Annotated in this window: 26 protein-coding genes and 1 pseudogene; 20 read left to right on the top strand and 7 right to left on the bottom strand. The window is 69.5% G+C overall.

The features are described from left to right. Nucleotides 1-359 precede the first annotated feature (359 nt). A complete protein-coding gene (locus VN520_RS00560; protein WP_325744813.1) occupies nt 360-1,136 on the top strand; it encodes a hypothetical protein in 777 nt (258 codons plus the stop codon). A gap of 82 nt (nt 1,137-1,218) precedes the next feature. Here the strand turns inward: VN520_RS00560 and gcl are convergent, their stop codons facing one another. After that, complete coding sequence (gene gcl, locus VN520_RS00555) at nt 1,219-3,003, bottom strand: glyoxylate carboligase (RefSeq protein ID WP_325744812.1); 1,785 nt, start codon at nt 3,001-3,003, stop codon at nt 1,219-1,221. Between the two features lie 257 nt (nt 3,004-3,260). Here gcl and VN520_RS00550 point away from each other — a divergent pair, with 257 nt between their 5' ends. Both VN520_RS00550 and VN520_RS00545 read left to right on the top strand, forming a co-directional pair. Continuing rightward, on the top strand, nt 3,261-3,986 hold the full coding sequence (locus VN520_RS00550; RefSeq protein WP_325744811.1) for a hypothetical protein: 726 nt from the start codon (nt 3,261-3,263) through the stop codon (nt 3,984-3,986). 91 nt (nt 3,987-4,077) lie between these two features. Next, nucleotides 4,078-4,299, top strand: coding sequence for a hypothetical protein (locus tag VN520_RS00545; RefSeq protein WP_325744810.1), 222 nt, complete (start codon nt 4,078-4,080; stop codon nt 4,297-4,299). 21 nt (nt 4,300-4,320) lie between these two features. Here the strand turns inward: VN520_RS00545 and VN520_RS00540 are convergent, their stop codons facing one another. Then, nucleotides 4,321-5,250 carry an AMP-binding protein gene (locus VN520_RS00540; RefSeq protein ID WP_325744809.1) on the bottom strand — a complete coding sequence of 310 codons (930 nt, stop codon included), beginning with the start codon at nt 5,248-5,250 and terminating at the stop codon, nt 4,321-4,323. Nucleotides 5,251-5,264: 14 nt separating this feature from the next. Between VN520_RS00540 and VN520_RS00535 the strand changes: the two genes are divergently transcribed. The 15 genes from VN520_RS00535 (at nt 5,265) to VN520_RS00465 (ending at nt 16,634) form a co-directional block, all read left to right on the top strand. Then, entirely contained in the window at nt 5,265-6,668 is a 1,404-nt protein-coding gene (locus tag VN520_RS00535; protein WP_325744808.1) for a hypothetical protein, read from the top strand. 87 nt (nt 6,669-6,755) lie between these two features. Then, nucleotides 6,756-8,156, top strand: coding sequence for a recombinase family protein (locus tag VN520_RS00530; RefSeq protein ID WP_325744807.1), 1,401 nt, complete (start codon nt 6,756-6,758; stop codon nt 8,154-8,156). A 228-nt stretch (nt 8,157-8,384) separates the two neighbouring features. Next, a complete protein-coding gene (locus VN520_RS00525; RefSeq protein WP_325744806.1) occupies nt 8,385-8,594 on the top strand; it encodes a hypothetical protein in 210 nt (69 codons plus the stop codon). Then, the gene (locus VN520_RS00520) at nt 8,578-9,081 is read left to right on the top strand and encodes a DUF6879 family protein (protein ID WP_325744805.1); all 504 of its coding nucleotides are present in this window, start codon (nt 8,578-8,580) and stop codon (nt 9,079-9,081) included. Before VN520_RS00525 ends, VN520_RS00520 begins: the two co-directional genes overlap by 17 nt. After that, the gene (locus VN520_RS00515; RefSeq protein ID WP_325744804.1) at nt 9,078-9,911 is read left to right on the top strand and encodes a helix-turn-helix transcriptional regulator; all 834 of its coding nucleotides are present in this window, start codon (nt 9,078-9,080) and stop codon (nt 9,909-9,911) included. The genes VN520_RS00520 and VN520_RS00515 overlap by 4 nt, the downstream gene beginning before the upstream one ends. Nucleotides 9,912-10,200: 289 nt before the next feature. Next, a complete protein-coding gene (locus tag VN520_RS00510; protein WP_325744803.1) occupies nt 10,201-10,428 on the top strand; it encodes a hypothetical protein in 228 nt (75 codons plus the stop codon). Between the two features lie 761 nt (nt 10,429-11,189). Beyond that, nucleotides 11,190-11,372 (top strand): helix-turn-helix domain-containing protein, encoded by a 183-nt coding sequence (locus tag VN520_RS00505; RefSeq protein ID WP_325744802.1) that lies wholly within the window; start codon nt 11,190-11,192, stop codon nt 11,370-11,372. Next, a complete protein-coding gene (locus tag VN520_RS00500; protein WP_325744801.1) occupies nt 11,369-11,608 on the top strand; it encodes a hypothetical protein in 240 nt (79 codons plus the stop codon). Before VN520_RS00505 ends, VN520_RS00500 begins: the two co-directional genes overlap by 4 nt. A 142-nt stretch (nt 11,609-11,750) precedes the next feature. Then, on the top strand, nt 11,751-12,629 hold the full coding sequence (locus tag VN520_RS00495) for a hypothetical protein (RefSeq protein WP_325744800.1): 879 nt from the start codon (nt 11,751-11,753) through the stop codon (nt 12,627-12,629). 288 nt (nt 12,630-12,917) lie between these two features. Further along, nucleotides 12,918-13,568 (top strand): hypothetical protein, encoded by a 651-nt coding sequence (locus tag VN520_RS00490; protein ID WP_325744799.1) that lies wholly within the window; start codon nt 12,918-12,920, stop codon nt 13,566-13,568. After that, nucleotides 13,565-13,780: a hypothetical protein gene (locus VN520_RS00485; protein ID WP_325744798.1), complete on the top strand. Its 216-nt coding sequence runs from the start codon at nt 13,565-13,567 to the stop codon at nt 13,778-13,780. Before VN520_RS00490 ends, VN520_RS00485 begins: the two co-directional genes overlap by 4 nt. A gap of 141 nt (nt 13,781-13,921) precedes the next feature. Next, entirely contained in the window at nt 13,922-14,146 is a 225-nt protein-coding gene (locus VN520_RS00480) for a hypothetical protein (protein ID WP_325744797.1), read from the top strand. A gap of 3 nt (nt 14,147-14,149) precedes the next feature. Continuing rightward, the gene (locus tag VN520_RS00475) at nt 14,150-14,581 is read left to right on the top strand and encodes a hypothetical protein (RefSeq protein ID WP_325744796.1); all 432 of its coding nucleotides are present in this window, start codon (nt 14,150-14,152) and stop codon (nt 14,579-14,581) included. 561 nt (nt 14,582-15,142) lie between these two features. After that, complete coding sequence (locus tag VN520_RS00470; RefSeq protein ID WP_325744795.1) at nt 15,143-15,613, top strand: hypothetical protein; 471 nt, start codon at nt 15,143-15,145, stop codon at nt 15,611-15,613. Between the two features lie 424 nt (nt 15,614-16,037). Further along, nucleotides 16,038-16,634, top strand: coding sequence for a hypothetical protein (locus VN520_RS00465; protein ID WP_325744794.1), 597 nt, complete (start codon nt 16,038-16,040; stop codon nt 16,632-16,634). Between the two features lie 411 nt (nt 16,635-17,045). On the opposite strand, the pseudogene VN520_RS00460 reads toward VN520_RS00465, so the two are convergent. After that, nucleotides 17,046-17,753, bottom strand: a pseudogene (locus VN520_RS00460) (AMP-binding protein); the annotation flags it as partial. Next, complete coding sequence (locus VN520_RS00455; RefSeq protein ID WP_325744793.1) at nt 17,750-19,426, bottom strand: AMP-binding protein; 1,677 nt, start codon at nt 19,424-19,426, stop codon at nt 17,750-17,752. The gene VN520_RS00455 and the pseudogene VN520_RS00460, both read right to left, overlap by 4 nt. A 105-nt stretch (nt 19,427-19,531) precedes the next feature. On the opposite strand from VN520_RS00455, the gene VN520_RS00450 reads away from it, so the two are divergent. Beyond that, nucleotides 19,532-20,377 carry a helix-turn-helix transcriptional regulator gene (locus VN520_RS00450; protein ID WP_325744792.1) on the top strand — a complete coding sequence of 282 codons (846 nt, stop codon included), beginning with the start codon at nt 19,532-19,534 and terminating at the stop codon, nt 20,375-20,377. Nucleotides 20,378-20,414: 37 nt separating this feature from the next. On the opposite strand, the gene VN520_RS00445 is transcribed toward VN520_RS00450, so the two are convergent. After that, a complete protein-coding gene (locus VN520_RS00445) occupies nt 20,415-21,533 on the bottom strand; it encodes a winged helix DNA-binding domain-containing protein (protein WP_325744791.1) in 1,119 nt (372 codons plus the stop codon). A gap of 103 nt (nt 21,534-21,636) precedes the next feature. Here VN520_RS00445 and VN520_RS00440 point away from each other — a divergent pair, with 103 nt between their 5' ends. Next, on the top strand, nt 21,637-22,503 hold the full coding sequence (locus VN520_RS00440; RefSeq protein WP_325744790.1) for a DMT family transporter: 867 nt from the start codon (nt 21,637-21,639) through the stop codon (nt 22,501-22,503). 4 nt (nt 22,504-22,507) lie between these two features. On the opposite strand, the gene VN520_RS00435 is transcribed toward VN520_RS00440, so the two are convergent. Both VN520_RS00435 and VN520_RS00430 read right to left on the bottom strand, forming a co-directional pair. Beyond that, the gene (locus VN520_RS00435) at nt 22,508-23,539 is read right to left on the bottom strand and encodes a glutathione S-transferase family protein (RefSeq protein WP_325744789.1); all 1,032 of its coding nucleotides are present in this window, start codon (nt 23,537-23,539) and stop codon (nt 22,508-22,510) included. Beyond that, nucleotides 23,536-25,032: an MFS transporter gene (locus VN520_RS00430; RefSeq protein WP_325744788.1), complete on the bottom strand. Its 1,497-nt coding sequence runs from the start codon at nt 25,030-25,032 to the stop codon at nt 23,536-23,538. The genes VN520_RS00435 and VN520_RS00430 overlap by 4 nt, the downstream gene beginning before the upstream one ends. Between the last annotated feature and the right edge of the window lie 155 nt (nt 25,033-25,187).

Below are 25,187 nucleotides of genomic sequence, written 5' to 3'. Positions count from 1 at the left end.
ACCTGAAGGAACCGGGCGGGCCTGCGCCCGCAGCCCGCCGTCGCGGTCGCTGTGAACAGATCCGCAGGGGTGGGGTGCACGCGTGGGGCGTGCACCCCACCCCTGCGTCGTGACGGCACGACACCGTCCCGACGGCTCGTCCCCTCTCCTCTCAGCCCGTGTCCGGCAGGCCCTCCGCGGGCAGGTCGAACAGACGTTGCGAGCGCTGGTCGCCGTACTGGCGCAGAGCCGTGATCCAGGCCCGGAGGCCAGCGGCCCTCTTGCAGGACCGCGAAAAAGATAACGGGGGGGGCCGTGGCCGGGCGCGGATGAGTACGCGTACGGATGACCCGCGCCGACTCGCCGATGACAGTGGTCATATGACTACGAGCCGAGCGCCCGCCTCCCCCGCCGTGCGTCGTCGCATCGGACCGCTGCTCGGTCTCTGCCTCGTCCTCGCCCTGTCCGCCTGCTCCTCGGAGGACCGCGCCACCGGCCCCGGGGAACTACGCGAGCTGGCCGGCAGCGCCGGGGCACAGGAGTCCCGGGCGACGGCGGAGAGACACCTGCGAGCCGTCGTGCAGGCGTACGACCGAAGGACGCCCCTGACGCTCGGGCTGGTCACGGTGGAGGACGTCTGTGCGGGGGGCGCCGCGAAGCAATGGCTCCTCCCGAGCGGCGACGAGGGGCACCGGGTCAGCTGCACCATGCGGGTCACCGCCTACTACGGCGCCGGCCCCGGGAAGATCGGCGATGTCCTGGACGGGGTCTTCACCGCCGGGGACCGGGATTCCTCCGCCGGTGTCGTCGCCGATGCCGTTCCGTTCGGCCACGACCACTACCGCCGCGCTCTCGTCGACCACTACCGGGGCCGCGGCCCCAACCCGGCCGGTCCGGACACGCCGGAACCCACCCAGGTCTCGGACCCCTCGCAGACCCTGTCCTGGGACACCGTGCGCAGCAGCCCGAAGACGCTGGTCGCGGACCCGGACCCGCAGACGGGGAGCGATCCGCCCGTCACACGGCACCTGCGTGAACCGGCGTCGGCGACGGTGCCGGACATCCGCGAACGGTACGGAATGGTCTTCGAACTGAAGCTGTCGCCGACCGAGTACTACCGGGTCTCCAGGAAGGGTGCGACCGTACGGACCGAGTAGTCAGCGGGAGGACGGCGCACCGAGAGGACCTCGGCGGCCCCACCGGGGCCGCCGAGGTCCTCTCGCACGTGGTGCGGACGGGTCAGGACACCGTCAGTGCGCGGATCGCCGTCGGCGCGTGGCCCGGCTCGGACGCCACGTCCTCGAACTCGTTGACGGATGCGATGTCGCTCCCGCTCATCGAGATGTTCGTGACCCGCTCCAGGATCGCCTCGACGACGACGGGCACCCGGTGTTCGGCAGCGAGCTTCTTCGCCTCCTCGAAGGCCGGCAGCAGCTGGTCCGGCTCGGTGACCCGGATGGCCTTGCAGCCCAGGCCCTCGACGACCTTCACATGGTCCACGCCGTAGACGCCCAGCTCCGGGGAGTTGAGGTTCTCGAACTCCAGGTTGACCTGGAAGTCGATGTCGAAGTTCCGCTGCGCCTGCCGGATGAGCCCCAGGTAGGAGTTGTTCACCAGCACGTGGACGTACGGGATGCGGTGCTGCGCGCCGACGGCGAGCTCCTCCAGCATGAACTGGAAGTCATAGTCGCCGGAGAGGGCGACCACGGAACCGTCCGGGTCGGCCGTGGCCACGCCCAGCGCGGCGGGGATCGTCCAGCCCAGCGGCCCGGCCTGGCCGCAGTTGATCCAGTGGCGCGGCCGGTAGACGTGCAGCATCTGCGCGCCCGCGATCTGGGAGAGGCCGATCGTGCTGACGTAGCGGGTCTCGGGACCGAACGCCCGGTTCATCTCCTCGTACACCCGCTGCGGCTTCAGCGGCACGTTGTCGAAGTGGGTGCGGCGCTGCAGCGCGGCCCGGCGTTCCTGCGTGGACGCGGCCCAGACCGAGCGGTCCTTCAGCGTTCCGGCCGCCTTCAGCTCCCGCGCCACCTCGACGAAGAGTTCGAGTGCCGCCTTCGCGTCGGAGGCGATGCCGAGGTCCGGGGCGAAGATCTTGCCCAGCTGGGTGGGCTCGATGTCGACGTGGACGAAGGTGCGGCCCTTCGTGTAGACGTCCAGCTTGCCGGTGTGGCGGTTGGCCCAGCGGTTGCCGATCCCGAGGACGAAGTCGGACTCCAGGAAGTTCGCGTTGCCGTAGCGGTGCGAGGTCTGCAGGCCCACCATGCCCGCGTTCAGCTCGTGGTCGTCGGGGAGGATGCCCCAGCCCATCAGGGTGGGGACGACCGGGACGCCGGTCAGCTCGGCGAACTCGACCAGGAGTTGTGACGCGTCGGCGTTGATGATGCCGCCGCCCGCGACGAGCAGGGGCCGCTCGGAGGCGTTGAGCATCTCCACGGCCCGCTCGATCTGCTTGCGGCTCGCGGCGGGCTTGTGGACGGGCAGCGGCTCGTACAGCTCGGGGTCGAACTCGATCTCGGTGAGCTGCACGTCGATCGGCAGATCGATGAGGACCGGCCCCGGCCGGCCCGTGCGCATCAGGTGGAAGGCCTGCTGGAAGACGCCCGGGACCTGGGCGGCCTCCAGGACGGTGGTCGCGGCCTTGGTCACCGGCGCGGCGATCGACGCGATGTCGACGGCCTGGAAGTCCTCCTTGTGGAGGACGGCGGTCGGCGCCTGGCCGGTGATGCACAGGATCGGGACCGAGTCGGCGATGGCGGAGTAGAGGCCGGTGATCATGTCGGTGCCGGCGGGCCCCGACGTACCGATGCAGACGCCGATGTTCCCGGCCGCGGCGCGGGTGTAGCCCTCCGCCATGTGGGAGGCGCCCTCGACATGGCGGGCCAGGGTGTGCCGCACCCCGCCGGAGGCCTTGAGGGCCGCGTAGAACGGGTTGATCGCCGCACCCGGCACGCCGAACGCGTTGCTGACGCCTTCGCGCTTGAGGATCTCAACTGCCGCTCGGGCAGCGGTCATACGAGGCATGAGTGCTCCTGCTCGGACCTGGTGGAGTCGGGCTCTGTCGCGCCACCTGAGAGCGCCAATTCCGCATTATGGAAAATTAGTTCTGCTATACGGAATCAACTTAGGGCGACTCGGGACAGCCGTCAAGGGAGGGCGGAGAAAGGGGCGCGGAGAGCCGGGCCGAAGTGCGCGATTTCCTCCCCGGGCCGTCGCTCCTGGTGGACGATGGAGGCACGGAACGCAGTCGCCGCCACAGGGGCGGAGGGAAGGGGCAGCACGTGGAGTCCGTACCGGTGCGCTGCCCGGCCTGCCGCAGGGATCACGCATACATCACTCCCGTGTACCCCTGCCCGTGCGGTTCCCCGACCGCCCCACCGCTGATGCGCGGCGCCCCGGCCGTCCCCATCACGCACCGCACGTGGAACGACGACTGGGTGAGCGTGCGGTGCCACTCCTGCGGGCGCCGCGACCAGTGGCCGCACCCCGAACTCTGCTGCCCCTGCGGAACGGTTCTCCGCATCCCCGTGCGCCCGGTGGCCACGCGCGGTCACACCACGCCGCCCACCACGACGGGTCCGGCCGACCCGTCGCACATACCGCTGCCGCGCACGGCCGCTCATCCGCGGCCGCCCTTCCGGCCCCTGGTGATACGCACGGCCCGCGACGCGGTGAACACGGCGGCGCTGTACCTGAAGTGGCTGGGCTTCTGCGACGTCGTCCGGTCCGAGGTGCGCACCGGCTCCCGGATCGACCTCAGAGCCGCCGGACTCGTCGCCCAGGTCGACGCGACCACGCGGCCGACCGCCCTGCGGGATGTCGAGTGCCTCTGGCTGAACGCCCTGAACACCTCGGCGTCCGGCGCGCTGTTCTCCCTGGCCGGCTACACGGACGAGGCCCGCTCACGCGCGGACGGCCTCGCCGTCCCGCTGTTCGTCCTGGACCTCACCGGGACGCCGCAGCCGGCGAACGGCCCCGCGGACGAGCTGGTCAGCACCGGGCCCTGACCTCACGCCCCGTCGAATGATTTCGGTCACCTACGCCCTGCCAGGCGCATATGTTCGAGCTGTTGTCAGTATGAGGACGTAGAGTGAAGGCATGGTCTTAACTCCTCGGCATCCCACCCACTACGCCCCTGCTTTCCTGACCCAGCCCGCCCACCCTTCCGCCGTCGAGGCCAACGAGGCGATCCGCGCACTCGTCGACTCACGGGCCGGCCAGGACTGGACGCCGGTGGAGGCCGCGGAGTACGAAGTGCTGCTCATCGAGTGGGCGGCGGCGACCCAGGGCATAGGCTCCGGCGTCATCGAAGCCGCCTGACGCCGCGGCCCCCCGTCCGGGCTACGCGCCGTACCCTTCCCGCAGCTCGACCTTCCGGACCTTGCCGCTGACCGTCATCGGGAAGGCCTCCAGGATCCGCAGGGCGCGCGGAATCTTGTAGTGCGCCAACCGCTCACGGCAGTACGCGGCCAGCTCGTCGAGCGCCGGCGGATCGGCCGGATCGCGGGGAATGACGCAGGCCAGGATCTCCTCGCCGTACCTGTCGTCCGGCACCCCGACCACCTGGACGTCCGCGATCTTCGGATGACCGTGGAGGAACTCCTCGATCTCGCGCGGATAGACGTTCTCCCCGCCACGGATGATCATGTCCTTGATCCGGCCGGCGATCTGGACGTACCCGTCCTCCCGCATCACCGCGAGGTCCCCCGTGTGCATCCAGCGTCCCGCGTCGATGACTTCGGCGGTCCGCTCCGGCTGATCCCAGTAGCCGAGCATCACGCTGTAGCCACGGGTGCACAGTTCACCGGCCTCACCGCGCGGCAGGGTCACGCCCGTCGCCGGGTCGACGACCTTCACCTCGATGTGCGGCATCGCCCGTCCGACCGTGCCGGTGCGGTGCTCCAGATCGTCCTCCCTGCGGGTCTGGGTGGAGACGGGAGAGGTCTCCGTCATGCCGTAGCAGATGGACACCTCGTCCATGTGCATCTGCGCCATGACCCTCTTCATCACCTCGACCGGGCAGGGCGATCCGGCCATGATCCCCGTGCGCAGCGAGGAGAGGTCGTAGGACGCGAAATCCGGGAGACCGAGCTCCGCGATGAACATCGTGGGCACGCCGTAGAGCGAGGTGCAGCGCTCCTGCTGGACCGCTGCCAGCACGGCGGCGGGTTCGAAGGACGGCGCGGGGATGACGATGCAGGCACCGTGCGAGGTGATACCGAGGTTGCCCATGACCATGCCGAAGCAGTGGTAAGCCTTCGAAGCACACACGAAGGCGGCACAGCATGGAACTCACCTGGCACAAGGACGCCAAGCCCAGCACGTACTACGCCACGCACAACGGCAGGCGCATCGCCACGGCCCGCAAGGAAGCGACGGGTGGCGCATGGGTCGGGACTGTCGTCGGCTTCGGTCACACGTTCGGCGGTCGTCGCCTCCTGGACGTGAAGGAGCTTGCACAGCGGCACGTCGAGCGCATCTACGGCGAGGGCGAGTGGACCCTCTTCCCCGCTCAGGACCTGAAGCCCGGCATGATCCTCGGTCGCGACAGTTGGAAGGACGGAGAGCGGGAGATCGTCTCTGTCGACGTCGACACCGAGGCGCAGACGGTCTCTGTCGAGCTCACCTCCGAGAGCGCCCGAGAGCTCGGGTTCACGCTCGACGACACGTACGTCATTGACGCCATGGTCCGGGTCAAGGTCGTGGCGGAGGAGATCGAGGAGGAGGAGCAGGCTCCCGAGACTCCGGCCGTGGACGCTGAAGACGCTCCGTCCATCCTGGTGGACGTTTGCCCCACCGAGCACGGCACAGTGTGGGTGAACATCACCTGCCCGACCATGGACGCCGAGCCCTCCCGTAAGGCTGCGTCGGTTGCCCGTGGCTACGCCAAGAACAACGGCTTGGGCAAGTGCTACCGGATCACCTCCGGCGCCACCGTGGGAGGCGACGTCACCGAGTGGCGCTACCTCTACGGCTTCGAGGTCCCGAAGGGACCGGAGAGCGAGGCTGACGCCACCCATGACGCAGTTCCCCAGACGACCGCGTGCGGTCTGCGTCGACCCGGTAACGAGCGACTCGGGTGCATCCGGATGGCAGGGCACAGCGGTGCGCACCGCGACCCGGTAGCCGTGGGATGGAGCGATACGGTCGGCACCCCGGTGACCGCGTGCGGTCTGCGTCGCGACGGTTGGGAGCGCCCCGGACCGGGCGCCCGACGTCTCCCCTGCACCCTCCCTACGGGGCACACGCAGCCTCACCGCGACGCGTTCGGCCGCTCCTTCACTCGAAGCGAGGCAGACGCAACCGAGGACAAGGCGACTGCACCCGTGGCGCCCGATGGCGGGCAGGTGATCGACCTCCACCCGTTCACCGCCATCGTGGACGTGATCGCCGGTACGGGCGTCCTGATCAGTCCCCCGGCATCCGAGGACCTGTCCGTGTCTGCCGGTGGCGCCTCCCTGCATGACGCACTCCTCGCCGACGTCATGCGACGTCTTGCGCTGCTCGGCGTCGAGGCGCTCGAAGGAGAGGACGGCGGGCTGTCCCTCGAAGGTGTCACCGCTGACGGACGTCAGGTGTTCAGCCTCTACCTGTCCGACTCGATCACGACAGAGCCCGACTTCGAAGAGGTCGCCTGCTCGATCGAGGCACTGCGACAGGCCGCCGGTCTTGACCGGCTCACCGAGTAGCGGGAACCCGTGGGAGGGGTCGGCTACGGCTGGCCCCTCCCCGCTCGGCCATCATGGAACGCAGACCGGAGCAGGAGAGAGCACCCGATGAACGTCACGATCTACGTCCGACTGTCGCAGGATCGCCACGGCGACAGCCTCGGCGTGGAGAGGCAGGAGGCGGAGTGCCGCGCCTTCGCCGAGGCGCGCGGCTGGACCGTGCGGGAGGTCTTCGCGGACAACGACATCAGCGCCACGAAGGGGAAAATCCGCCCCGACTTCGAGGCACTGCTGATGTCCAAGCCCGAGGCCGTCTTGGTCTGGCATACGGACCGGCTCATCCGCGTAACGCGAGACCTTGAGCGCGTCATCGACCTCGGGGTCAACGTCCACGCGATCCACGCTGGGCACCTGGACCTGTCGACTCCGGCCGGTCGTGCGGTTGCCCGCACAGTTACAGCCTGGGCCACGTACGAGGGTGAGCAGAAGGCGATTCGACAGATCGCGTCGAACGTCCAAGCGGCTCGGGCAGGCAAGCCCTACACAGCCGGTATCCGCCCCTTCGGCTACGGCGACGACCACATGGCCGTGATCCCCAAGGAGGCTGCCGCGATCGTCGAGGGTGCCCGGATGATCCTTGCCGGTGAGTCCCTGTCTGCCGTGGCCCGAGCCTGGAATGAGGCCGGTCTGATCTCGCCTCGCTCAAAGGCGCAGAGCACGAAGGCGGACGGCTGGACGCTGCGAGGGGTGAAGAACCTCCTCACCTCCCCCCGCTACATCGGACAGCGCACCTACCGGGGCGACGTCGTCGGCGAGGCGGAATGGCCCGCGATCCTGGACGAGGCGACGCACTACGCGTGCGTAGCCATCCTGAACAGCCCTGAGCGGTTCTCCGGTGGACGTCGTACCGGGCGAGTGCCCGGAACCCTGCTCGCGGGCATCGGGCAGTGCGGAGACGACGACTGCACCGACAAGGTCAACGGCCGTGGCTACCGAGGGGCACCCGTGTACGGGTGCAAGGCCACGCATACAAGGACCCCCCGAGAGCTTGCCGACAAGCGGGTTGGTAACTCCGTCCTGGCACGGCTCATGTTCCCCGACTTCCTGCCGTCCATCCTGGCAGCGAACGCGGAGCAGGGCAGCGACTCGGCAGGGCTGCATGTGGAGGCGAAGAACCTCCGCGAGAGGCTCGACGGCTTGGCTCTGGCCTACGCCGAAGGGGCGATCAGCCTGTCACAGATGACGGCCGGTACCGAGGTGATCAGGGCCAAGCTCGACACCGTCGAGGGCAAGCTGACGAACGTCACCGGCCTGCCTCCCATCGACCCGGTGGCGGGCATCGCTGGACTGATCGAGGGGTGGCCGAACCTGCCCCTCCCGACGCGCCGGGCGTGGGTGGACTTCTGCTGTGTCGTCACGCTGAATCCGGCGCGAGGCAGGCACGCGAAGAACATGACCGTGGACGACCACGTCACCATCGAGTGGAAGGATGTAGCACCGAACGCGTAGGCGCCACGTAACGGCCGGCTGGGAGGCGGAGCCGACCGGCCTGCCGGACCATTGGGCCTCGTTCCCTCACACCGAGAGGGCGGGGCTCTCTGCGTCCCGTGCGCCCTCTGGGCGCCTCAGTTCATGCAAGGACGTGCATACCCGCGTTCATGGGTAGACGGCCTCTGAGCGACCCTCGTACGGTCGTCCTGAGCGGCCCGGTCGGGCCGACAGACCAGGGGGTTACGCATGGCTGAGCGTGCAGGGCTTACCCGACTCACCGGCAACGGGAACGGCGAGTGCGGACAGGGCGACTGCCCGAACGTCTACCGCACCGCGTCCGGCTCGTTCGTGGTGCAAGGCGACGTATCCGGCGCCTTCACTCCGCCGCAGGGGGAAGGGCTTGTGGAGATCCCCGAGAGCGTTCTTCGGGAGGCTGTCCGTGCTCTTGGATGGTGACGACTGGCAGGCCAAGTTCCGCGACTTCCAGACGGAAGCGTGGCGACTGGAGACCCTGCCTCAGTACCTCGTTCAGCAGGAGGCCGAGGAGTTCGCAGCGTTCAAGGCGGGGGCCCGGTTCCCTGGCCCGTACGTGGACTCCTGGACAGAGATGGTGAGCACGCGGAACGTGGGACGCGTCCACATCGTGCGTCGGCCGTTGAGCGCCTACCTGCGCTTCGAGTTCGAGCGGTACTACCAGCATCAGGCGTCGGCAGGAGAGGACATCCGCATCCTCGATCTGACGGACCGCCCCAATCCGCTGCCGGACGACGTCGGCGACTACTGGATGTTCGACCGCTCGACGGTCGTCTTCATGCGCTACGAGGACGACGGCAGGCAGATCGGCCGAGAGCTGTACGAGGGCGATCCTGCGCCGTTCATCGAGTACCAGCGTCTCGCCATCGCCCAGTCGGTCCCCTTCCTGGAGTACGTGAAGAGCGAGTGACGTTCGAGCCCGAGGAGCTCGGCCAGTCCCGGCAAGAGCTGGGCTCCATGCTCCGAGATCTACGCAAGGCGGCCGGTCTCTCAGGGGACCGGCTCGCCGCGCGTTGCGCCATGTCTCAGTCGAAGGTGAGCCGCATCGAGAACGGGCAGACTCGCCCGACCCTCGTCGACATCGAGGCGCTCCTGATCGCCCTCGAAGCTCCGCCCGACGTAGTGGCGGAAGTAGCCTCCCTGGCCCGCACGGCGAACACCGAATGGCAGGACGCGAGGGGGCTCCGCAGGAAGGGGCTCGACAAGAAGCAACGGGAGTTGGCGGGGCTCGAAGCGTCGTCGGCAGAGTTCCGGTTCTTCCTGCTCTCGATGATCACCGGCCTACTCTCGACGCCGGAGTACATCAGGGCGAGCCTGGCCCACATCCCTGGCGACCACAGCAAGGCCATCGCCCGGAAGCTGGAGCGACAGGAAGTCTTGTACGACCGTTCGAAGCGGTTCACGTTCCTGCTGACCGAGCAGGCGGCACGGTCCCCGTTCCTTGCTGCCGACGCCATGGCCGTACAGCTTGACCGGCTCGCCTCCCTTACGCATCTGCCGAACGTGCGCCTCGGGGTGATCCCGATGGACACCCCGTTGCCGGGGTGCCCGTTGAACACCTTCACGATCTACGACGACCGTTTGGCCACGGCGGAGATGTCCACGGGCGTGATGGTGTTCCGTGACCCGAGGGACGTACGGACGCATGTCGAGGAGTTCGCCAGATACGAGGCGTGCACCCTCTTCGGCGAGGAGGCGAGAGCGAAGCTCGCCGAGTGGTCCGCTTCCTGCCGTGCGTGAGTTCAGTCGACAACGGGCATGAAGCGTCACCTTGCCCGGCTCTCGGGCGATGCTCATCCCGAGACACGCAACCGGGGAGGTCGCACGGAATGAGCGCACGACAGACGGCGATGTCGGGACCGGTGAACCTGGCGCTTCCGCTCCCGCCTCCCGAAGCGGCGGTGAACTGCGAAGTGTGCACGGCACTGGTCGAGCAGCGACAGGCGGCGCGGGACAGAGGGGACCTGTCGGGGGCGACAGACGCCGATGTGGAGATCCGCAACCACCCGCACCGAACGAGGAGGGGGCGTTGACCCGCTCCATCGTCCGCTTCGTGAAGCACCGGATCACGCAGCACCCGGATACTGACGTCACCTTCGAGGCCGAGTGTCTGGCGTACGAGTGCGAGTGGAAGGCGTCACCCTCGACGGACGGCGCGGCCGTGGACGTCGACTGCATGAGCCATACCGGCCGGACTGGACACGGGAGGTTCCGGCGCCTCTGCACCTCGTTCGCCCTCGTCGAGCGCGCCGAGTAGAGCTCCGGCACTCCTCGGGACGGCGAGCGAGACTCCGAGGTGTGCCGGTCGCAGAGCCCTCGTCGGCCTCCCCCCGTGGCTGATGGGGGCTCTGTCTTGTGCGCGGAGCGTGCCAGCCGGCCGTTCGGGGTGTGACGTGACCGACGTCACGGCAGAAGCATCCGGACAAACTCAAGATCAACTCCCACCAGTAAGTAGAGGGAGCGAGCGACTCCGGCGGCAGAGCGTGACTGGCGTCACGCTGGAAGCACCCGGACTGGCGACCCGCGCCCTCCGTATCAGTAGGTGGAGTGAGGCGCAGCCGAGCGACCCCGGCACTGGACATGACCGGCGTCACACTTTCAATGGATCGCTTCCAGGATGCCCCGCTCATCCGATCCTTGTAAGTAGGAGGAGCGAGGCGCAGCCGAGCGACCCTTGCCGTGGGCGTGACTGGCGTCACGCGCCAGTGACGGAAACTTCCGGCCTACTCGCTCCGTATCAGTAGGTAGGGAGCGAGCGAAGCGAGCGACCAAGCCTCGTAGGCGCTGGGCCCCTGACGGGGCCGTAAGCCGAAACTCCAGCCACTTACCCCAAGCCTTCAACGACAGGGCCTCTCTCACCCTGTCTTCCCCGAGTCGAGCCCGGCGTTACTCCTCCCGCCGAGTGCTCCTCACAGAGAAGCCCTGCCGAGACCTCCCACCTCCTGGGTCTCGGCAGGGCCTCTCTCATTTGCTCTCAACAGAACATCACCGCTGTCTACATGAAGGGAGGTCCCGCAAGTGGATCTCGATGGGAAGTACCTGACCACCCCGGAAGCCGCTCGTCGGCTCGGCATCGCACCGGCCACGATGAGGGTCTGGCGTTCGGAGGGGCGAGGCCCCACATACGTGCGCGTCGGCGGAACGATCGTCTACCGCGAAGACGTCATCGCCCGTGCCGTCAAGGAACGTGGTGCTCGATGAGCCGACGCTCTACCGGCCACTGGGTGGGAAGCACCCGAGCCGCTGAATGGCTGGGCATGAAGCGCCCACTCCTCCGCACCTTCCTGCTCCACTGCCGCCATGAGGGCGTCCTCCCCGAAGCGTGGGACTACGACGCGGAGCGTCGCCCTGCACTGGCCTTGAACACCGAACACATCTGGAACAACTGGGCGGAGTGGGAGCGCGCCTACGCCGCCTGGCGCGGACGTCGCCACTGACCCCGAGGCGGCCGACAGGCCGCCCTCTCGCAAGCCTCTACGCCCTCCTGGCCCCCGATGGCCACGAGGGCTTTTCTGTGCCCGCTCAGGGCCAACGCCAGCCATGCGGCCAAACGGCCGGCTGGAAGCACATCCCAACCGAATGGAGACCAACACAGTGGCAACCAAGATGATGACCAAGACCTTCGCCGACGCCATCGAGGCGGCCGAACGGGACGCCGCCCTCAAGGCGAGCAAGGCGCAGGCGGAGCTCTCCGAGCTCCGTGACGACATCGAGCGATGGAACGATGAGTACTTCGAGGCCGCCGCCCGAGTGAGCGCGATGCGAGGCCGCTTCGCTCGCGGCGTCGAGACAGCTTCAGCTCAGGAGTTCGCCGAGGCGCTGGCCGCCGAGGAGCGCGCCAAGCTCCTCGCGAACAAGCACATCAACAGCACCAACCCTGACGGCGAAGACCCGCGCATCCAGCGCGCCGAGCGCGCCCTTCCCCCGTCCGACAAGAAGGTGGCGAAGGCGGTGGCGTCCGCTCTCCTGGAGGCGAACACCTTCCCCGCCGCGCAGGTGTTCTCGACCTTCGCCGACGTGCGCGCCCTCGTGCCGACCGAGGCCGACGCTCCGGTCCTGATCGTCAGCCAGTCGGAAAGCTCCTGGGATGGCACGTACGACGACCGGCAGTACAAGCGCCGCACGACGTTCCCTGGCGTCACGTACAGCGCAGACGTCACCGTCACACTGTACCGACGCCCCGAGCACCGCGACATCGTCCCTGAGCGCGTCGTCCGGGCGCTGCGGAAGGTTGGCGGAGAGGTCCGCAACCCCGACTCCTTGAACGTCCTCATGCGGAGCGTGGGGGACGGCCTGGAGAAGGACGAAGTCCGCTTCACCGTGAAGCAGATTGAGGACCCGAACGTCGACCCGGAGCTGAAGGCTCGGCGTGACGACTGGTACGCGTCGAGGCGATCCACGCTGTCCGAGGCTGGGCCGCAGAGCGGCATGGACGTCTTCACGAGCCTGTACCGATGAGCCTCTGATCGGCCGTTGAGTGTCGTCCCTGGCAGGTCCGCGCTGGGGGCGGTGCTGAGCGGCCCGTTCAGGGGCCGTCAGACACAGGAGGTACCTCGTGTTCGTCGTCGTCATGCTCGTCGCCTACATCGCCGCTCTCGTCACGCTCGTACGCACAACCGTTGATCTGCTCCTCACGCCGGGAGCACCGGCGCGCAAGACCGGCTGACCAACCCCGCCCGACCGAGGCGCTCCCTGCCTGACAGGGGGCGCCTCTTCGTATGCCAACCCAAGGAGGAACAACCCCGCATGTCCGTCCCGAACACCCCGGCACCGAAGAAGGTTGCCACTGTCCTACTTCTGATCGCCCTCTCCCTTGTTGCCTCTCTCGCGTTCGTGAGCACGTTCCCCGCCGCACTGGCAGCCGCACAGGCCATCGGCCTCCCGCAGTACGCGGCCGTCTCCTGGGCTCTCCTGCCGGACGCTGGCACCCTCGTAGGACTACTCGGCGCTCTCGTCCTCACTGACCGCCGAGGCCGCCGCTTCGCCATCGTGAGCGTGGTCCTGTTCGGACTCTCCTCGGCCCTGGTCAACGTGGCCCATGCGCTGTCCGGCCGGTACGGCGAGGAGCCCGTTCCCCTGCTCGTCGCCTACGGACTGACGGCGACCCTGGCCCTCGTCCTGTCGGCCGAGGCTGCATCTCGCGTGGTCGTCTCCCTCATCCCTGCCGTCGAGGCGAAGCCTGTCCCCCACGTCGAGAGGAAGGCACCGGCAGGGAAGAAGACCGAGGGGAAGTCCCTGCCCTCCCGCCGCTCCGAAGCTGTCGTCATCGAGCAGGCGAAGGAGCTTGCCCAGACCTACGCGCGCACCGGCCGGAAGCTCACCGTCTCCGCCATGCAGACGGAGCTACGGCTCTCCTGGGCGCGTGCCTCCCGAGTTCACGCCGAGCTCGCGGCATGAGCCGCAAGACCTACACCGAGGCCCGGTGGCTGACGCCCGACATGTTGGCCACCCTGCCGGTCGGCACGGTCGTGCAAGTGTCCCTCGGCTTCGATCAACGGCTCTTGCTCCGCAAGACGGCCGACGGCCGCATGAGCCCCATCAAGGGAGCGTCGATCACTGTCGGCGCTCTCGTCGAGGTGGCCGAGCTCCTCGCGTCTCGCAGCGCCTGACCAATCCCCCGCACCTGCCAGCCGGCCGTTTCCCCGCCTTTGGGAAAGGGCCTGCTGGCGCACCCTGCTCAGACATCAACACCACATTGCCGAGGCGTAGCTACGCGCTGCCCTCGGCCTCTTGAAGGAGGTTGCACACCCGTGCCCACGACCAACGATCCCGCCGCTCCTTCCTGGGTCGGCTACGCATCCCGGTACCTCACGCTCCCCGCGAGCGAGCCGTTCCGGCTCTCCCCTCGGAAGCTGGCCCGGAAGTGCTCGATACCCGCAGCCGAGTTCGAGTCCGGGCTTCGCTCCCTTCAGGAGGAGGGGTTCCTCCGGCGCCTCGATTACGACATCTGGCAGCTTGCTCGGCCGGTGCGGTAGCCGATGCTGGAAGACCTGTTCCCCAAGATCGAGGAGAGCCGAGCCAAGCTGCGGAAGCGCGGGTATGCCCTGGCGACCGAGCACTACCCGCCGAACGGTCAGGCTGCCCGGTGGTACGCCGACGTGATCCAGTGCGTTCCTCGCAGCGGCCAACTGGTGGCGAAGCAGCTTGCCCGGCTCTGCGGTGAGGACTCCCGCGTAACCGTGCCGTGGCGCTCCCTGGCCGACGCCGTGGGCGTCCGGGACAGCGCCGGTCGAGAGCGCGCGTACACCGAGCGAGGCGTTCAGGTGCTCGTCGAGGCTGGGTGGCTGACGGTCGAGACGATCGGCCTCAAGCGCGGTGCGAAGACGACGTTCAGTCTGGAACCCGGAGAGCGGGCCACGGAGTGGCTGGGCTGGATCGACGCTGACGACTGGTTCGACGAGGCCGCCTGACCAGCTCGAACTTTTGGCCAGAGTAGGAAGCCTGACGCCTCGCCGTTCACGCCGAAGTTTTGGCCAGAGTAAGAGCCCGGTCCTGCCAAGAACTTTTGGCCAGAGTAAGAGCCCGGTCCTGCCGAGAACTTTTGGCCAGAGTAGGAACACGGCTTCGTCGTCGGCTTCGCCTCCGCCTCACTGCCTCGCAGGCCCCTCGTCGTCTTCGGCCATCGCCGGACGGAGTCCGGCACAGACGTAGTCGCTCAGTCCACGGGCCGCGTACGCGGCCACTTCCCGTGGAGGCAGCGGCGAAGAGATCTCCCCCTGTGGGCCGCGTAGCGGCCACCAGCCGAAGACGACTTGCCCGCTTGCTCTCTGGGGGCCGTAGGCCCCACTTCCCGAAGACGCCTTGCAGCTCTTCGAGGACTGCCGCCCGTCGGCTCCTGGCGGAGCCTCGGGCTCGCAGTGCATCACCCATCACCTACCTGCCGCCGCGCATTCCTCGTACGCCGCTGGCTCCCTACCCATCGCCGCCGACAGGCGGCCTCTCCCCCACCAATCGAAGGAGACCGAATCATCGTGAACACCACTACCTACGCCCCGATCATCGCCACCGACGGACGCAAGCTCTGCGGCATCGAGTCGTGCGGCCGTCCGCACCGTGTGCGCGGCCTCTGCCTGGCGCATGGCCAGCGCGTCCGTGTGCACGGCGACCCGCAGACCGACAGGCCGTTGCGCTCCCACTCCTCGCGTCCCTGGAAGGGCGACGACGTCTCGTACATCGGTGCCCACAACCGCGTGACTCGCGAGCACGGCAAGGCTGCCGAGTGGAAGTGCGCCTGCGGCTGTGGCCGACAGGCCACCGACTGGGCGTACCTCGGAACCGACCCGGCGGCGAAGATCGGCGAGACCGGCTGTCTGTACTCCGTCAGCCCCGACCACTACGCACCGTTGGCGAAGTCGTGCCATCGCAAGTTCGACGCCTGGCAGGCGCAGCGCCGTACCGGCGTCCCCCTGTCCCTCGCCATCGCCGAGGCGGTGGCCGCGTGAGCCGCCCGAGCCGAGCGGAACTCGACCGCCGATGGAACGAGGAGCTCTGTGCCCGATGCCTTGAGTCGTTCGAGCCCCGGTCCGTAGATCACGTCTACTGTTCGCGCCTCTGCCGACAGCGCGACGGGCGAGAGGTCGAGCGGTCCGAGGCTGGCCACTGTGGCGCCTGTGGCGCCTCCCTGGAGGGACGGCGAGCAGACGCCCGATGGTGCTCTGATGCCTGCCGAATGCGGGCGCAGCGGGCGGGTATCGGGTCATCGACCCCCTGAGAGACCCCCCGAAATTTCGGGGTGGTGAGTCGGTGCCTGGCTTCAATTCGAGGTCAGGCACCCCGGCCTTCGAAGGGCGGGCGGCTGACGTAGGCGGCTGGCCAAGTCGTGAAAACTCAGTACGAATTGGCGCCCCCCGCCAGCACACTGAAGCCATGGACGAACTGTATGTGGTCAGGCGCCTGCCGACCTGGCATGAGGAGCCGGAGCCGGACGACGAGTACGACAACGGCACGGACCCCAAGACCTTGTACGCCCTCTTCGGGCTGGCCATCTACAAGGCCAACTGCCTCGAACATTCACTCGTCAACGCTCTCGCTCTCACCAAACTCACCACAGCGCGGGAGCAAGGGGAGCAGCTCATGCGCGACCCCTGGACTCAAGGCTTCAAGGACATGATGGGCAAGCTCATCAAGCGCGTGGAGGCACACACCAGCGCCTACCCGGAGGTCGGCAACGACCTCACCAACAGTCTGAAGCGGCGTAACTTCCTGGTTCACAACTTCTGGCGCGAGCGCATCCAAGAGACGGTCGCCGAGGCTGGTCGGGCCAAACTGTGCGCGGACCTGAAGGCGGACTGCCGGCTGTTCACTCAGACGGATGAACGCTTCAGCGAGACGGTCCTGAACCCCATCATGGAGAAGATCGGGGTCACCGCCGAGGACGTCGAAGCCCAGTATGCGAAGGAGCGGCGCGAGGCGATGGCACGTTACGAGACCGAGGCGTTCACGGCCGGGGAAGAGTCGGCCTGACCTGCCCGTTCGGGGTAGAGGGTCGCGACCCTGTAGGGGTGGCAAGATGCCTGCCGGTAAGACGTAGCGGTGCGGAAGACCGGCGCCAGGGGGTCACCCCCCACCCCTTCGGCCCGAGTCGGCGCACGTCGACAGCCACGCAGCCACCCGGGGACACGCTCAGCGTCCGCAGGAGAGACGACGAGGCGACGACCGGCCCCAACTCCTCGGCCACGCATGGACAGACCGACAGCGGCCAGCACAGCGGCACGCAGACAGACCAGAGCCCCGGCTCTCTCGCACATCACGCGAGGGGCCGGGGCTCTTTCTGTCGTTGTGAACTGCATCACACATCACCTCGCGAGACTTGACAGGCGCTCGGCATTCATGGCATAGTCATCTCGTCACACGTACCCCGAAGGCGCACCACTCGAAGCAGTGGTAGAACGGCACGGGCAGACAGACCCGGTCCTGCTCGGTGTAGGCCAGCGACTCCCCGACGAAGTAGCCGTTGTTGAGGATGTTGTGGTGGGAGAGCGTGGCCCCTTTGGGGAACCCGGTGGTGCCGGAGGTGTACTGGATGTTGATCGGGTCGTCGCAGGACAGCTCGGCCTCGCGCGCCGCGAGCTGTTCAGCCGTCACGGCCCGGGAAGCAGCGGTCAGCTCGTCCCAGGACGGGTCGCCGATGTGGTGGACGGACCGCAGCGCCGGGCAGTCGGCCCGGACCTGGCCGACGAGCGCGCGGTAGTCGCTGGTGCGGTGGGAGAGCGAGGCGACCAGGACGGAGACACCGGCCTGCCGCAGCACGTGCTCCAGTTCGTGCGCACGGTAGGCCGGATTGATGTTGACCATGACGGCGCCGATACGGGCGGTGGCGTACTGGACGAGGACCCACTCCGGGCAGTTGACGGCCCAGATGCCGACCCGGTCGCCCCTGGCGACTCCGGACGCCATCAGCCCGCGGGCGAGCTCCTCGACGGCGGCCCCGAACTCGGCGTAGGTCCAGCGGCGTCCGGACTCCACGTCGACCAGGGCCTCCCGCTCCCCGAACGCCTCGACCGCCCGGTCCAGGTTGCGTCCGATGGTGTCGCCGAGCAGAGGGGTGCCGCCGGTGCCATGTGCGTACGAGAGGCCGCTCATCGCGGGTCTCCCTCGTCGAACTCGGTGCCGGTGCCCTGCGCCGTGCGCTCGCGCAGCTCGATCCTGCGGATCTTGCCCGAGACGGTCTTGGGCAGTTCGGCGAACTCCAGCCGGCGGATGCGCTTGTACGGGGCGAGGACCGCCCGGGAGTGCGCGAACAGCACCTCGGCTGTGCCGGGTCCCGGCTCCCAGCCCTCGGCGAGCACCACGTACGCCTTCGGGACGGAGAGCCGCACCGGGTCGGGAGCGGGTACGACCGCGGCCTCGGCGACCGCCTCGTGCTCCAGCAGGGCGCTCTCCAGCTCGAACGGCGAGATCTTGTAGTCGGAGGCCTTGAACACGTCGTCGGCCCGCCCCACATAGGTGATGTAGCCGTCCTCGTCCCGTGCGCCGATGTCACCCGTGCGGTAGTAGCCGCCCGCCATGGCCTCCGCCGTGCGCTCCGGGTCTCCGTGGTAGCCCGTCATCAGGCCGACGGGGGCGCCGGACAGGTCGAGGGAGATCTCTCCCTCCGCCGCGCCCGGAGCACCGGAGACCGGATCGAGCAGTTCGACCTTGAATCCGGGGCTGGGCCGCCCCATGGAGCCCGCCTTGAGCCGCTGCCCCGGTGTGTTGGCCACCTGCACGGCGGTCTCGGTCTGGCCGAAGCCGTCACGGATGGTGACGCCCCAGGCGCGCCGGACACTCTCGATGACCTCGGGGTTGAGCGGCTCGCCGGCCGCGACGGCCTCGCGCGGGGGCGTCTTCAACTGCGCCAGGTCGGCCTGGATGAGCATCCGCCAGACGGTCGGCGGGGCACAGAAACTGGTGATCGCCGAGCGGTCCATCTCCGCCATCAGCCGGGCGGCGTCGAATCGGGTGTAGTTGAAGACGAAGACGGTGGCCTCGGCGCTCCACGGCGCGAAGAGATTCGACCAGGCGTGCTTCGCCCAGCCGGGTGAGGAGATGTTGAGATGGACGTCGCCGGGCTTGAGACCGATCCAGTACATCGTCGACAAGTGGCCCACCGGGTACGAGACATGGGTGTGCTCGACGAGCTTGGGACTCGCCGTGGTGCCCGAGGTGAAGTAGAGCATCAGGGGTTCGTCGGCGCCCGTCTCCCGGTCCGGGGTGAAGGTCTCGGGCGCGTCGTCGGCCCCGCCGTAGGAGAGCCAGCCCTCGGCGTCCGCGCCGACGGCGATCCGGGTGTAGTCCCCGGGCACCTCGTCGAACTTCGCGGTGTCCGCCGAGCGTACGAGGACGTGGCGGACCTCTCCGCGCTCGACCCGGTCCCGCAGATCCACCGGCCCCAGCATCGGGGTGGCGGGGATGACGACGGCACGCAGCTTCATCGCGGCCAGTGCCGTCTCCCACAGCTCGACCTGGTTGCCGAGCATGACGAGGATCCGGTCGCCCGCGGCCACACCTTGTGCCCTCAGCCAGTTCGCCACCCGGCCGGAGCGGGCCGCCATCCGGGCGAAGGACACCTCGGTGCGCCCGCCGTCCTCCTCCACGATGTGCAGGGCGGTGCGGTCGTTGTCCTCGGCGATGACGTCGAACCAGTCGAGCGCCCAGTTGAAGTGGTCGGGCCGGGGCCAGCTGAAGCCCTCGTACGCCGTGGTGTAGTCCTCACGGTGCTCGATCAGGAAGTCCCGGGCCGCCCGGAACGCCCCTGTCGCACTCGTCGCCGGCATGTGCCCTCCTCGTCGTGAACCCGTCCTCTACCATCATGCGAACAGTGACCCGGATCTCACCACCCCCGGACAGGGGTGGGGCCGGCAGGACGGGGAGTCATCGGCGTGCAGGAAGCGGGGGAGGCGGCCGAGCTGCGGACAGCCCTGCTGAAGCTGCGCCGGACCAGCGGGCTGCCGGTGGTCTTCGGCGGCCTCCTGTCCGGCGTCCGTCACGCCCGGATCGCCGAGCTGAACGGGGCACGGACCTCCTCGCTGCGCGGACTGGTCATCTCGGCGGGGAGCGGGCTCGGCGGCAAGGCGATCGCCCTGTCACGGCCGTGCGCGGTCACGGACTACCCCTTGTCACGCCACATCAGCCATGAGTACGACACAGCCGTCGCGGCGGAGGGCCTGCGCTCGGTCGTCGCGGTGCCCGTCGTCGTACGCCGGGTGGTGCGCGGTGTGCTGTACGGGGCGCTGCGCGAGCCGCTGGCCCTCGGGGGCCGGACGTTCGACGCGACGGCCTCCGCTGCACGGGACGTGGAACAGGCCCTGGCCGTCCGGGACGAGGTGCGGCAGCTCCTGGCGGCCACCCGGGAACAGCTCACCGAACCCGGCACGCGCCCCGGCGCCTGGGAGGACGTCCGCGAGGCGCATCGCGAGCTGCGCGCGCTGGCCCCGAAGATCGTGGACCCGGTGCTGCGCGACGAACTGCTCGCGGTGTGCGGGCGGCTGGCGTCGGCCGCGGGGACGGACCGGGATCCGGCGGCCGGGCGGGTACGGCTGGCGCCGCGCGAGGTGGATGTGATGGCCTGCGTGGCGTCGGGCGCGACGAACGCCGCGGCGGCCGAGCGGCTGGGGCTGCGGCCGGAGACGGTGAAGAGCTATCTGCGGTCCGCGATGCGGAAGCTGGGTGCGCACACCCGGCTGGAGGCGGTGGTGGCGGCACGCCGCGCGGGACTGCTGCCGTGAACCGGACCGGGTTCCGGGCCGTGCCGGGCGGGACGCCTCAGTCCCCGAAGTCGGCGAACGTGCCGAAACGGATGTCGTGGACGGACGCCCGGGACATCACCGTCAGCAGGTCCGCGGCCTCCTGGGTGATCTCCTCGCGCCTGGCCCGGTCCAGTCCGCCCAGGGCCTGCACCGTGACGGTCGCGGCGTCCCCGGCCTCGTCGAGGCGCCAGAGCGCGGCGAGAAATCCGTCGGCCAGGACGGTCCCGTAGGACTGGTTGCCGACGCCGTTGCGTCCCTTGTACGCGGGCGGGATCACCCGGGTCCGGTCGGCGTGGCCGAGCAGGACGTTGTCGAACTCGGGGAGGAAGCGTGGCGGGGCGGGCGTGCCGGGGTCGGGGCGCGGTGCGTCGGGCAGGTCGAAGAGTTCGACGCCGCTCTCGTCGCGGAAGGTGACCAGCTGGGGCCGCAGGCGTTCGAAGACCTCGCGCATCCGGGTGAGCCCGGCCCACATCTGCATGTCCTTCACCGAGGCCGGCCCGAAGGCGCCGAGGTAGCGCAGCACGGCCGTGTCGGGCGAGGCCGCCGGCCGTGCCGGGCTGTCCAGCCAGTGCTCCGCGGTCGTCAGAGCGACCTGTCCGCTGCGCCCCCACAGCCCGCGCGGGGTCACCTGGACCAGCGGCAGCCGGCAGCGGGCGGCGACCGCGAGGGCCCGGGGATCGGCCTTGGGCCAGTGCGGGAGCAGCCCTTCCCGGAGTTCCCTCATGGTGCGCGGGCGTTCCTCGACGAGTTCCCTGGCGAGCGAGGCGAGCCGGTCCAGGTCCACGCCCGTGAGCCCGCCGCGGAACATGTTCAGCTCCCGGTCACGCGCCGGCTGGACCAGGGGGCGCAGAGTGAGCGCGTCCTCGGCGGTGTGCGTGTGGAGGGTGGAGCGCAGGGTGACGATCCTGACCACCTCGCGGGACTCCATCAGTGCCGAGAGCGAGGCCGGGTCGAAGCTCTCCAGCCTGGAGAAGAGCTGGAAGTACGGCGGCCGGGTGTTCTGGGCCTGGAGGCCGACCAGCCGGCTGACGGCTTCCTTCACCGGGACAGCGGTGCGCCGGAGCAGCAACTGGCGCGCCATCGTCGCCCTGTTGAGCGCGCGGGTGGAGAGCACGGGAGCGTGTCCGGCGGCCATGGCCACAGGTTACCCGGGCCCTGGGACGCCGTCCCGGAGCGGGCGACACCCCCACATCCCGCAGCACCGCCGACCGGACGGCGCCGGCCCGCATGATGGGGCGGTGATCAGTGTCCTGTTCGCCGTCCTGACCGCTCTCAGCAACGGCACCGCGTCGGTGCTGCAGCGCCGCGCCGCCCTCGGTGTGCCGGACAGCGAGACGATGCGTCTGTCGCTGTTCGGGCATCTGATGCGCCAGAAGGTGTGGCTCGCCGGGATCGCTCTCGTGGTCCTGGCCGCCGTCTTCCAGGCGGTGGCCCTGGCCACGGGCCCGATCGCCGTGGTCCAGCCGATCTTCGTGATCGAGCTGCCGGCGACGTTGGTCGTCGCCGGATTCGTGATGCGGGTCGGGGTGCCGCGCCAGGTGTGGACCGGGGTGGCCGCCGTGACGCTGGGCCTGGCCCTGGGGATGGCTGCCGCCGCGCCGGTCGGCGGCAGCGAGGACGTCCAGGGGGCGGCCTGGATCCCGGCGCTGGCGGCGACCGTGATCTTCGAGGCCGTGCTGATCGCCGCGGCGCTCGGTGCCACCGGTGATGCCCGGGCCGCCCTGCTGGGACTGGCCGCGGCGTGCGGTTACGCGCTGACCGCCGCGCTGATGAAGGACGCCATGTCGCAGCTGGACGGCGAGGGGGTGACCGGCTTGCTGACGGCGTGGCAGCTGTACGCCACCGCGGTGGCCGGCGTGGGTGCGCTGTTCCTCCTCCAGAACGCGCTCCAGGCCGGCTCACTGGTGGCGGTGCAGCCGATGCTGACGCTCGGGGACGCGCTGATCAGCATCACCTACGGGGTGACGCTGTTCGGCGAGGAGCTGCGGTCCGGGTGGTGGCTGCTGCCCCAGCTGACCGGGGCGGCTCTGATCGCCGTCGGCTGTGTCGTCCTCGCCCGCTCCCCGCTGGCGGCGGTGAACGCCCCGCCCCCTCGGGTGGAGTGACCCGTCAGGGCCGTCCCCGCGCCGGGACCTCCTCGCCGGGCGGGACCGGTCCGGGCGGGGTGCCGTCGCCGAAGGGGCGGCCGCCCAGCTGCTCCCGGTGGTGCGGGGTCAGCCAGCCCGACAGGTCGGGGCCGAGCGGCACGATGCCGGTCGGGTTGATGCCGGTGTGCACCTCGTAGTAGTGCCGTTTGATGTGGTCGAAGTCCACGGTGTCGCCGAATCCGGGGGTCTGGTACAGGTCGCGGACGTACGCCCACAGGACGGGGTCCTCGGTGAGCTTGGAGCGGTTGCACTTGAAGTGCCCGTGGTAGACGGCGTCGAAGCGGACCAGGGTGGTGAACAGCCGGATGTCCGCCTCGGTGATCGTGTCGCCGACCAGGTAGCGCTGTCCGGCGAGACGTTCGGAGACGAGGTCCAGGCGGCGGAACACATCGACGTACGCCGCCTCGTACTCACCCTGTCCGGCGGCGAACCCCGCGCGGTAGACGCCGTTGTTGACGTCCCGGTAGATGCCGTCCATCACCGTGTCGATCTCGTCGCGCAGCCGCTCCGGGTAGAGGTCGGGGGCGCCGGGACGGTGCAGAGCGGTCCATTCGGTGGCGAGGTCGAGCGTGATCTGCTGGTAGTCGTTGGTGACCAGGGCCCGGGTCGGTACGTCGACGACCGCGGGGACGCTGACCCCGCCCGGGTGGTCGCGCTCCCGTGCGTCGTAGGCCTCACTCAGGTAGCCGATGCCGAGCACCGGGTCCTTGCCGCCCTCGTCGAGGGTGAAGCGCCAGCTGCGGTCGTCCTGGACGGGGTCGGTGACGGCCAGGGAGAGGGCGCTCTCCAGCCCGAGCAGCCGGCGTGAGACCAGGGCCCGGCTCGCCCAGGGGCAGGCCCGGCTGACGACCAGGCGGTAGCGTCCGGCCTCGACGGGCCAGCCGTCCCGGCCGTCGGCGGTGATGCGGTCGGCGAAGTGGCTGCGGGAGCGCTTGAAGGGCTTGCGGCCGTACGCGGTGTTCCCGCCCTGCTCCTGGTCCTCGTTGTCGCTCATGGTGTTCCCCTCGGGGCGTCGGTGGCGTCGGACGTCTGGTCACGTTTCCTTCCCCGCCTGCCCGCCGCGACATCGGCCAGAGCCACGATCAGGCCGGCGAGGACGAACGCGACCGAGACGAGCAGCCCGTGGTCGTAGGCCGCCGCCCAGTCGCCGGGGCCCAGCTGGGCGAAGAAGAGCGAGCCCACCGCGGCGATCCCGATGGACGAGCCGACGCGCTGGCTGGTCTGGAGGGTGCCGCCGGCGCTGCCCCCGTTCTCGACCGGCACCTCGGAGAGGGTGAGGGTCTGGTTGGGGGCGATGACGAGTCCGCTTCCCAGGCCGGCCAGCAAGAGGGGGGCCGCCATCGCGAGCCCGGCGCCCCGGCCCGGCACCAGATGCGCGGCCAGCGCGGTCAGCCCGAGTCCGGCGGCCACCATGGTGAGTCCTACGACGATGAGGGGCCGCCCGAAGCGGCCGACCAGCCGGCCTCCGATGCTCGCCGACGCGCCGGCCCCCAGGGCGAACGGAGTGATCGCCAGGCCCGCCTCCAGGGCGCTGTAGTGCAGTCCGGACTGCAGGTAGAGCGTGCTGATGAAGAAGATCGAGGTGAAGCCGGCGAAGTACAGGAGGATCATCAGGCAGCCCAGCCAGAAGGACCGGAGCCGGAAGAGTGAAAGGTTCAGCACCGGCTGGACGCCGCGTCGCGTGCAGCGGGACTCCCAGGCGACGAACGCCGTGAGCAGGACCGCGGCGACCGCCACGAGGAGCCACTTCTCCTGGCCCGGCCACTGCTGGGCCTGGACGAACGGAAGCAGCAGGGCGAGGACCCCCGCCCCCAGCAGCAGGACTCCGACGGGGTCCAGGTCGCGGGGGCGTACCCGGGTCGCCGAAGGCGTGTCGGGGAGCAGCCGCCGGGCCAGCAGGAGGCAGACGATCCCGATCGGCAGGTTGACGTAGAACACCCAGCGCCAGCCTTCCTGCGCTCCGGCCCCCTGGATCAGGAGACCGCCCAGCAGCGGGCCGACAGCGGTGGAGATGCCGACCACCGTGCCGAACATGCCGAAGGCGCGGCCCCGCTCACGTCCGGAGAACATCTGCTGGATCAGCGCGGAGATCTGGGGTGAGAGCAGTCCGCCCGCCGCGCCCTGGAGGAGCCGGGCGATGACGAGCCAGAGGCTCGACTGGGCGGCCCCGCAGGCGGCGGAGGCCAGCGTGAAGAGGGTCAGCCCCGCCATGAACACCGCGCGCCGCCCCCGCGCGTCCCCCAGGCGTCCGCCGGGGATGAGGACGAGGCCGAAGGCGAGCGCGTATCCGGACAGGACCCACTGGAGGTCCGATTCCGGGGTGTCGAGGCCCTCCTTGATGGACGGCAGCGCCACGTTGACGATGGAGACGTCCAGCAGCGTCATGAAGCCCGCCACCAGGCAGACGGCCAGCGCACGCCAGCGACGGGGGTCGAGGGGGCCGGCGTCGGGCGTGCCCGCGGCCCTGTGCTCCGTGCTCTCTGCCATGGTCCGCACTCTAGTGCCGCACCGGCCGGGGTTCGCCTCGTCGCGACGCCCGGCACGTCCACCCGCCGCACCGGGCGAAAACCCGAGTACGTCCCGGACGAAGGCTTCCGGCCGTCCATCGGGAGCACGCACCGGACGCTGCTCCTCGACGGGCG

This window comes from Streptomyces sp. (genome assembly GCF_035563135.1).
GTDB lineage: Bacteria > Actinomycetota > Actinomycetes > Streptomycetales > Streptomycetaceae > Streptomyces.
This window is presented reverse-complemented; position numbering and strand designations above follow the sequence as displayed.

What these genes read in the sequence shown, in the direction of transcription:
- VN520_RS00465 (WP_325744794.1), top strand. Translation starts at nt 16,038, where the DNA reads ATGGACGAACTGTATGTGGTCAGGCGCCTGCCGACCTGGCATGAGGAG.
- VN520_RS00435 (WP_325744789.1), bottom strand. Translation starts at nt 23,539, where the DNA reads ATGAGCGACAACGAGGACCAGGAGCAGGGCGGGAACACCGCGTACGGC.
- VN520_RS00445 (WP_325744791.1), bottom strand. Translation starts at nt 21,533, where the DNA reads ATGGCCGCCGGACACGCTCCCGTGCTCTCCACCCGCGCGCTCAACAGG.
- gcl (WP_325744812.1), bottom strand. Translation starts at nt 3,003, where the DNA reads ATGCCTCGTATGACCGCTGCCCGAGCGGCAGTTGAGATCCTCAAGCGC.
- VN520_RS00530 (WP_325744807.1), top strand. Translation starts at nt 6,756, where the DNA reads ATGAACGTCACGATCTACGTCCGACTGTCGCAGGATCGCCACGGCGAC.
- VN520_RS00485 (WP_325744798.1), top strand. Translation starts at nt 13,565, where the DNA reads ATGAGCCGCAAGACCTACACCGAGGCCCGGTGGCTGACGCCCGACATG.
- VN520_RS00490 (WP_325744799.1), top strand. Translation starts at nt 12,918, where the DNA reads ATGTCCGTCCCGAACACCCCGGCACCGAAGAAGGTTGCCACTGTCCTA.
- VN520_RS00545 (WP_325744810.1), top strand. Translation starts at nt 4,078, where the DNA reads ATGGTCTTAACTCCTCGGCATCCCACCCACTACGCCCCTGCTTTCCTG.
- VN520_RS00560 (WP_325744813.1), top strand. Translation starts at nt 360, where the DNA reads ATGACTACGAGCCGAGCGCCCGCCTCCCCCGCCGTGCGTCGTCGCATC.
- VN520_RS00455 (WP_325744793.1), bottom strand. Translation starts at nt 19,426, where the DNA reads ATGCCGGCGACGAGTGCGACAGGGGCGTTCCGGGCGGCCCGGGACTTC.
- VN520_RS00495 (WP_325744800.1), top strand. Translation starts at nt 11,751, where the DNA reads ATGGAGACCAACACAGTGGCAACCAAGATGATGACCAAGACCTTCGCC.
- VN520_RS00535 (WP_325744808.1), top strand. Translation starts at nt 5,265, where the DNA reads ATGGAACTCACCTGGCACAAGGACGCCAAGCCCAGCACGTACTACGCC.
- VN520_RS00475 (WP_325744796.1), top strand. Translation starts at nt 14,150, where the DNA reads ATGCTGGAAGACCTGTTCCCCAAGATCGAGGAGAGCCGAGCCAAGCTG.
- VN520_RS00430 (WP_325744788.1), bottom strand. Translation starts at nt 25,032, where the DNA reads ATGGCAGAGAGCACGGAGCACAGGGCCGCGGGCACGCCCGACGCCGGC.
- VN520_RS00525 (WP_325744806.1), top strand. Translation starts at nt 8,385, where the DNA reads ATGGCTGAGCGTGCAGGGCTTACCCGACTCACCGGCAACGGGAACGGC.
- VN520_RS00500 (WP_325744801.1), top strand. Translation starts at nt 11,369, where the DNA reads ATGAGCCGACGCTCTACCGGCCACTGGGTGGGAAGCACCCGAGCCGCT.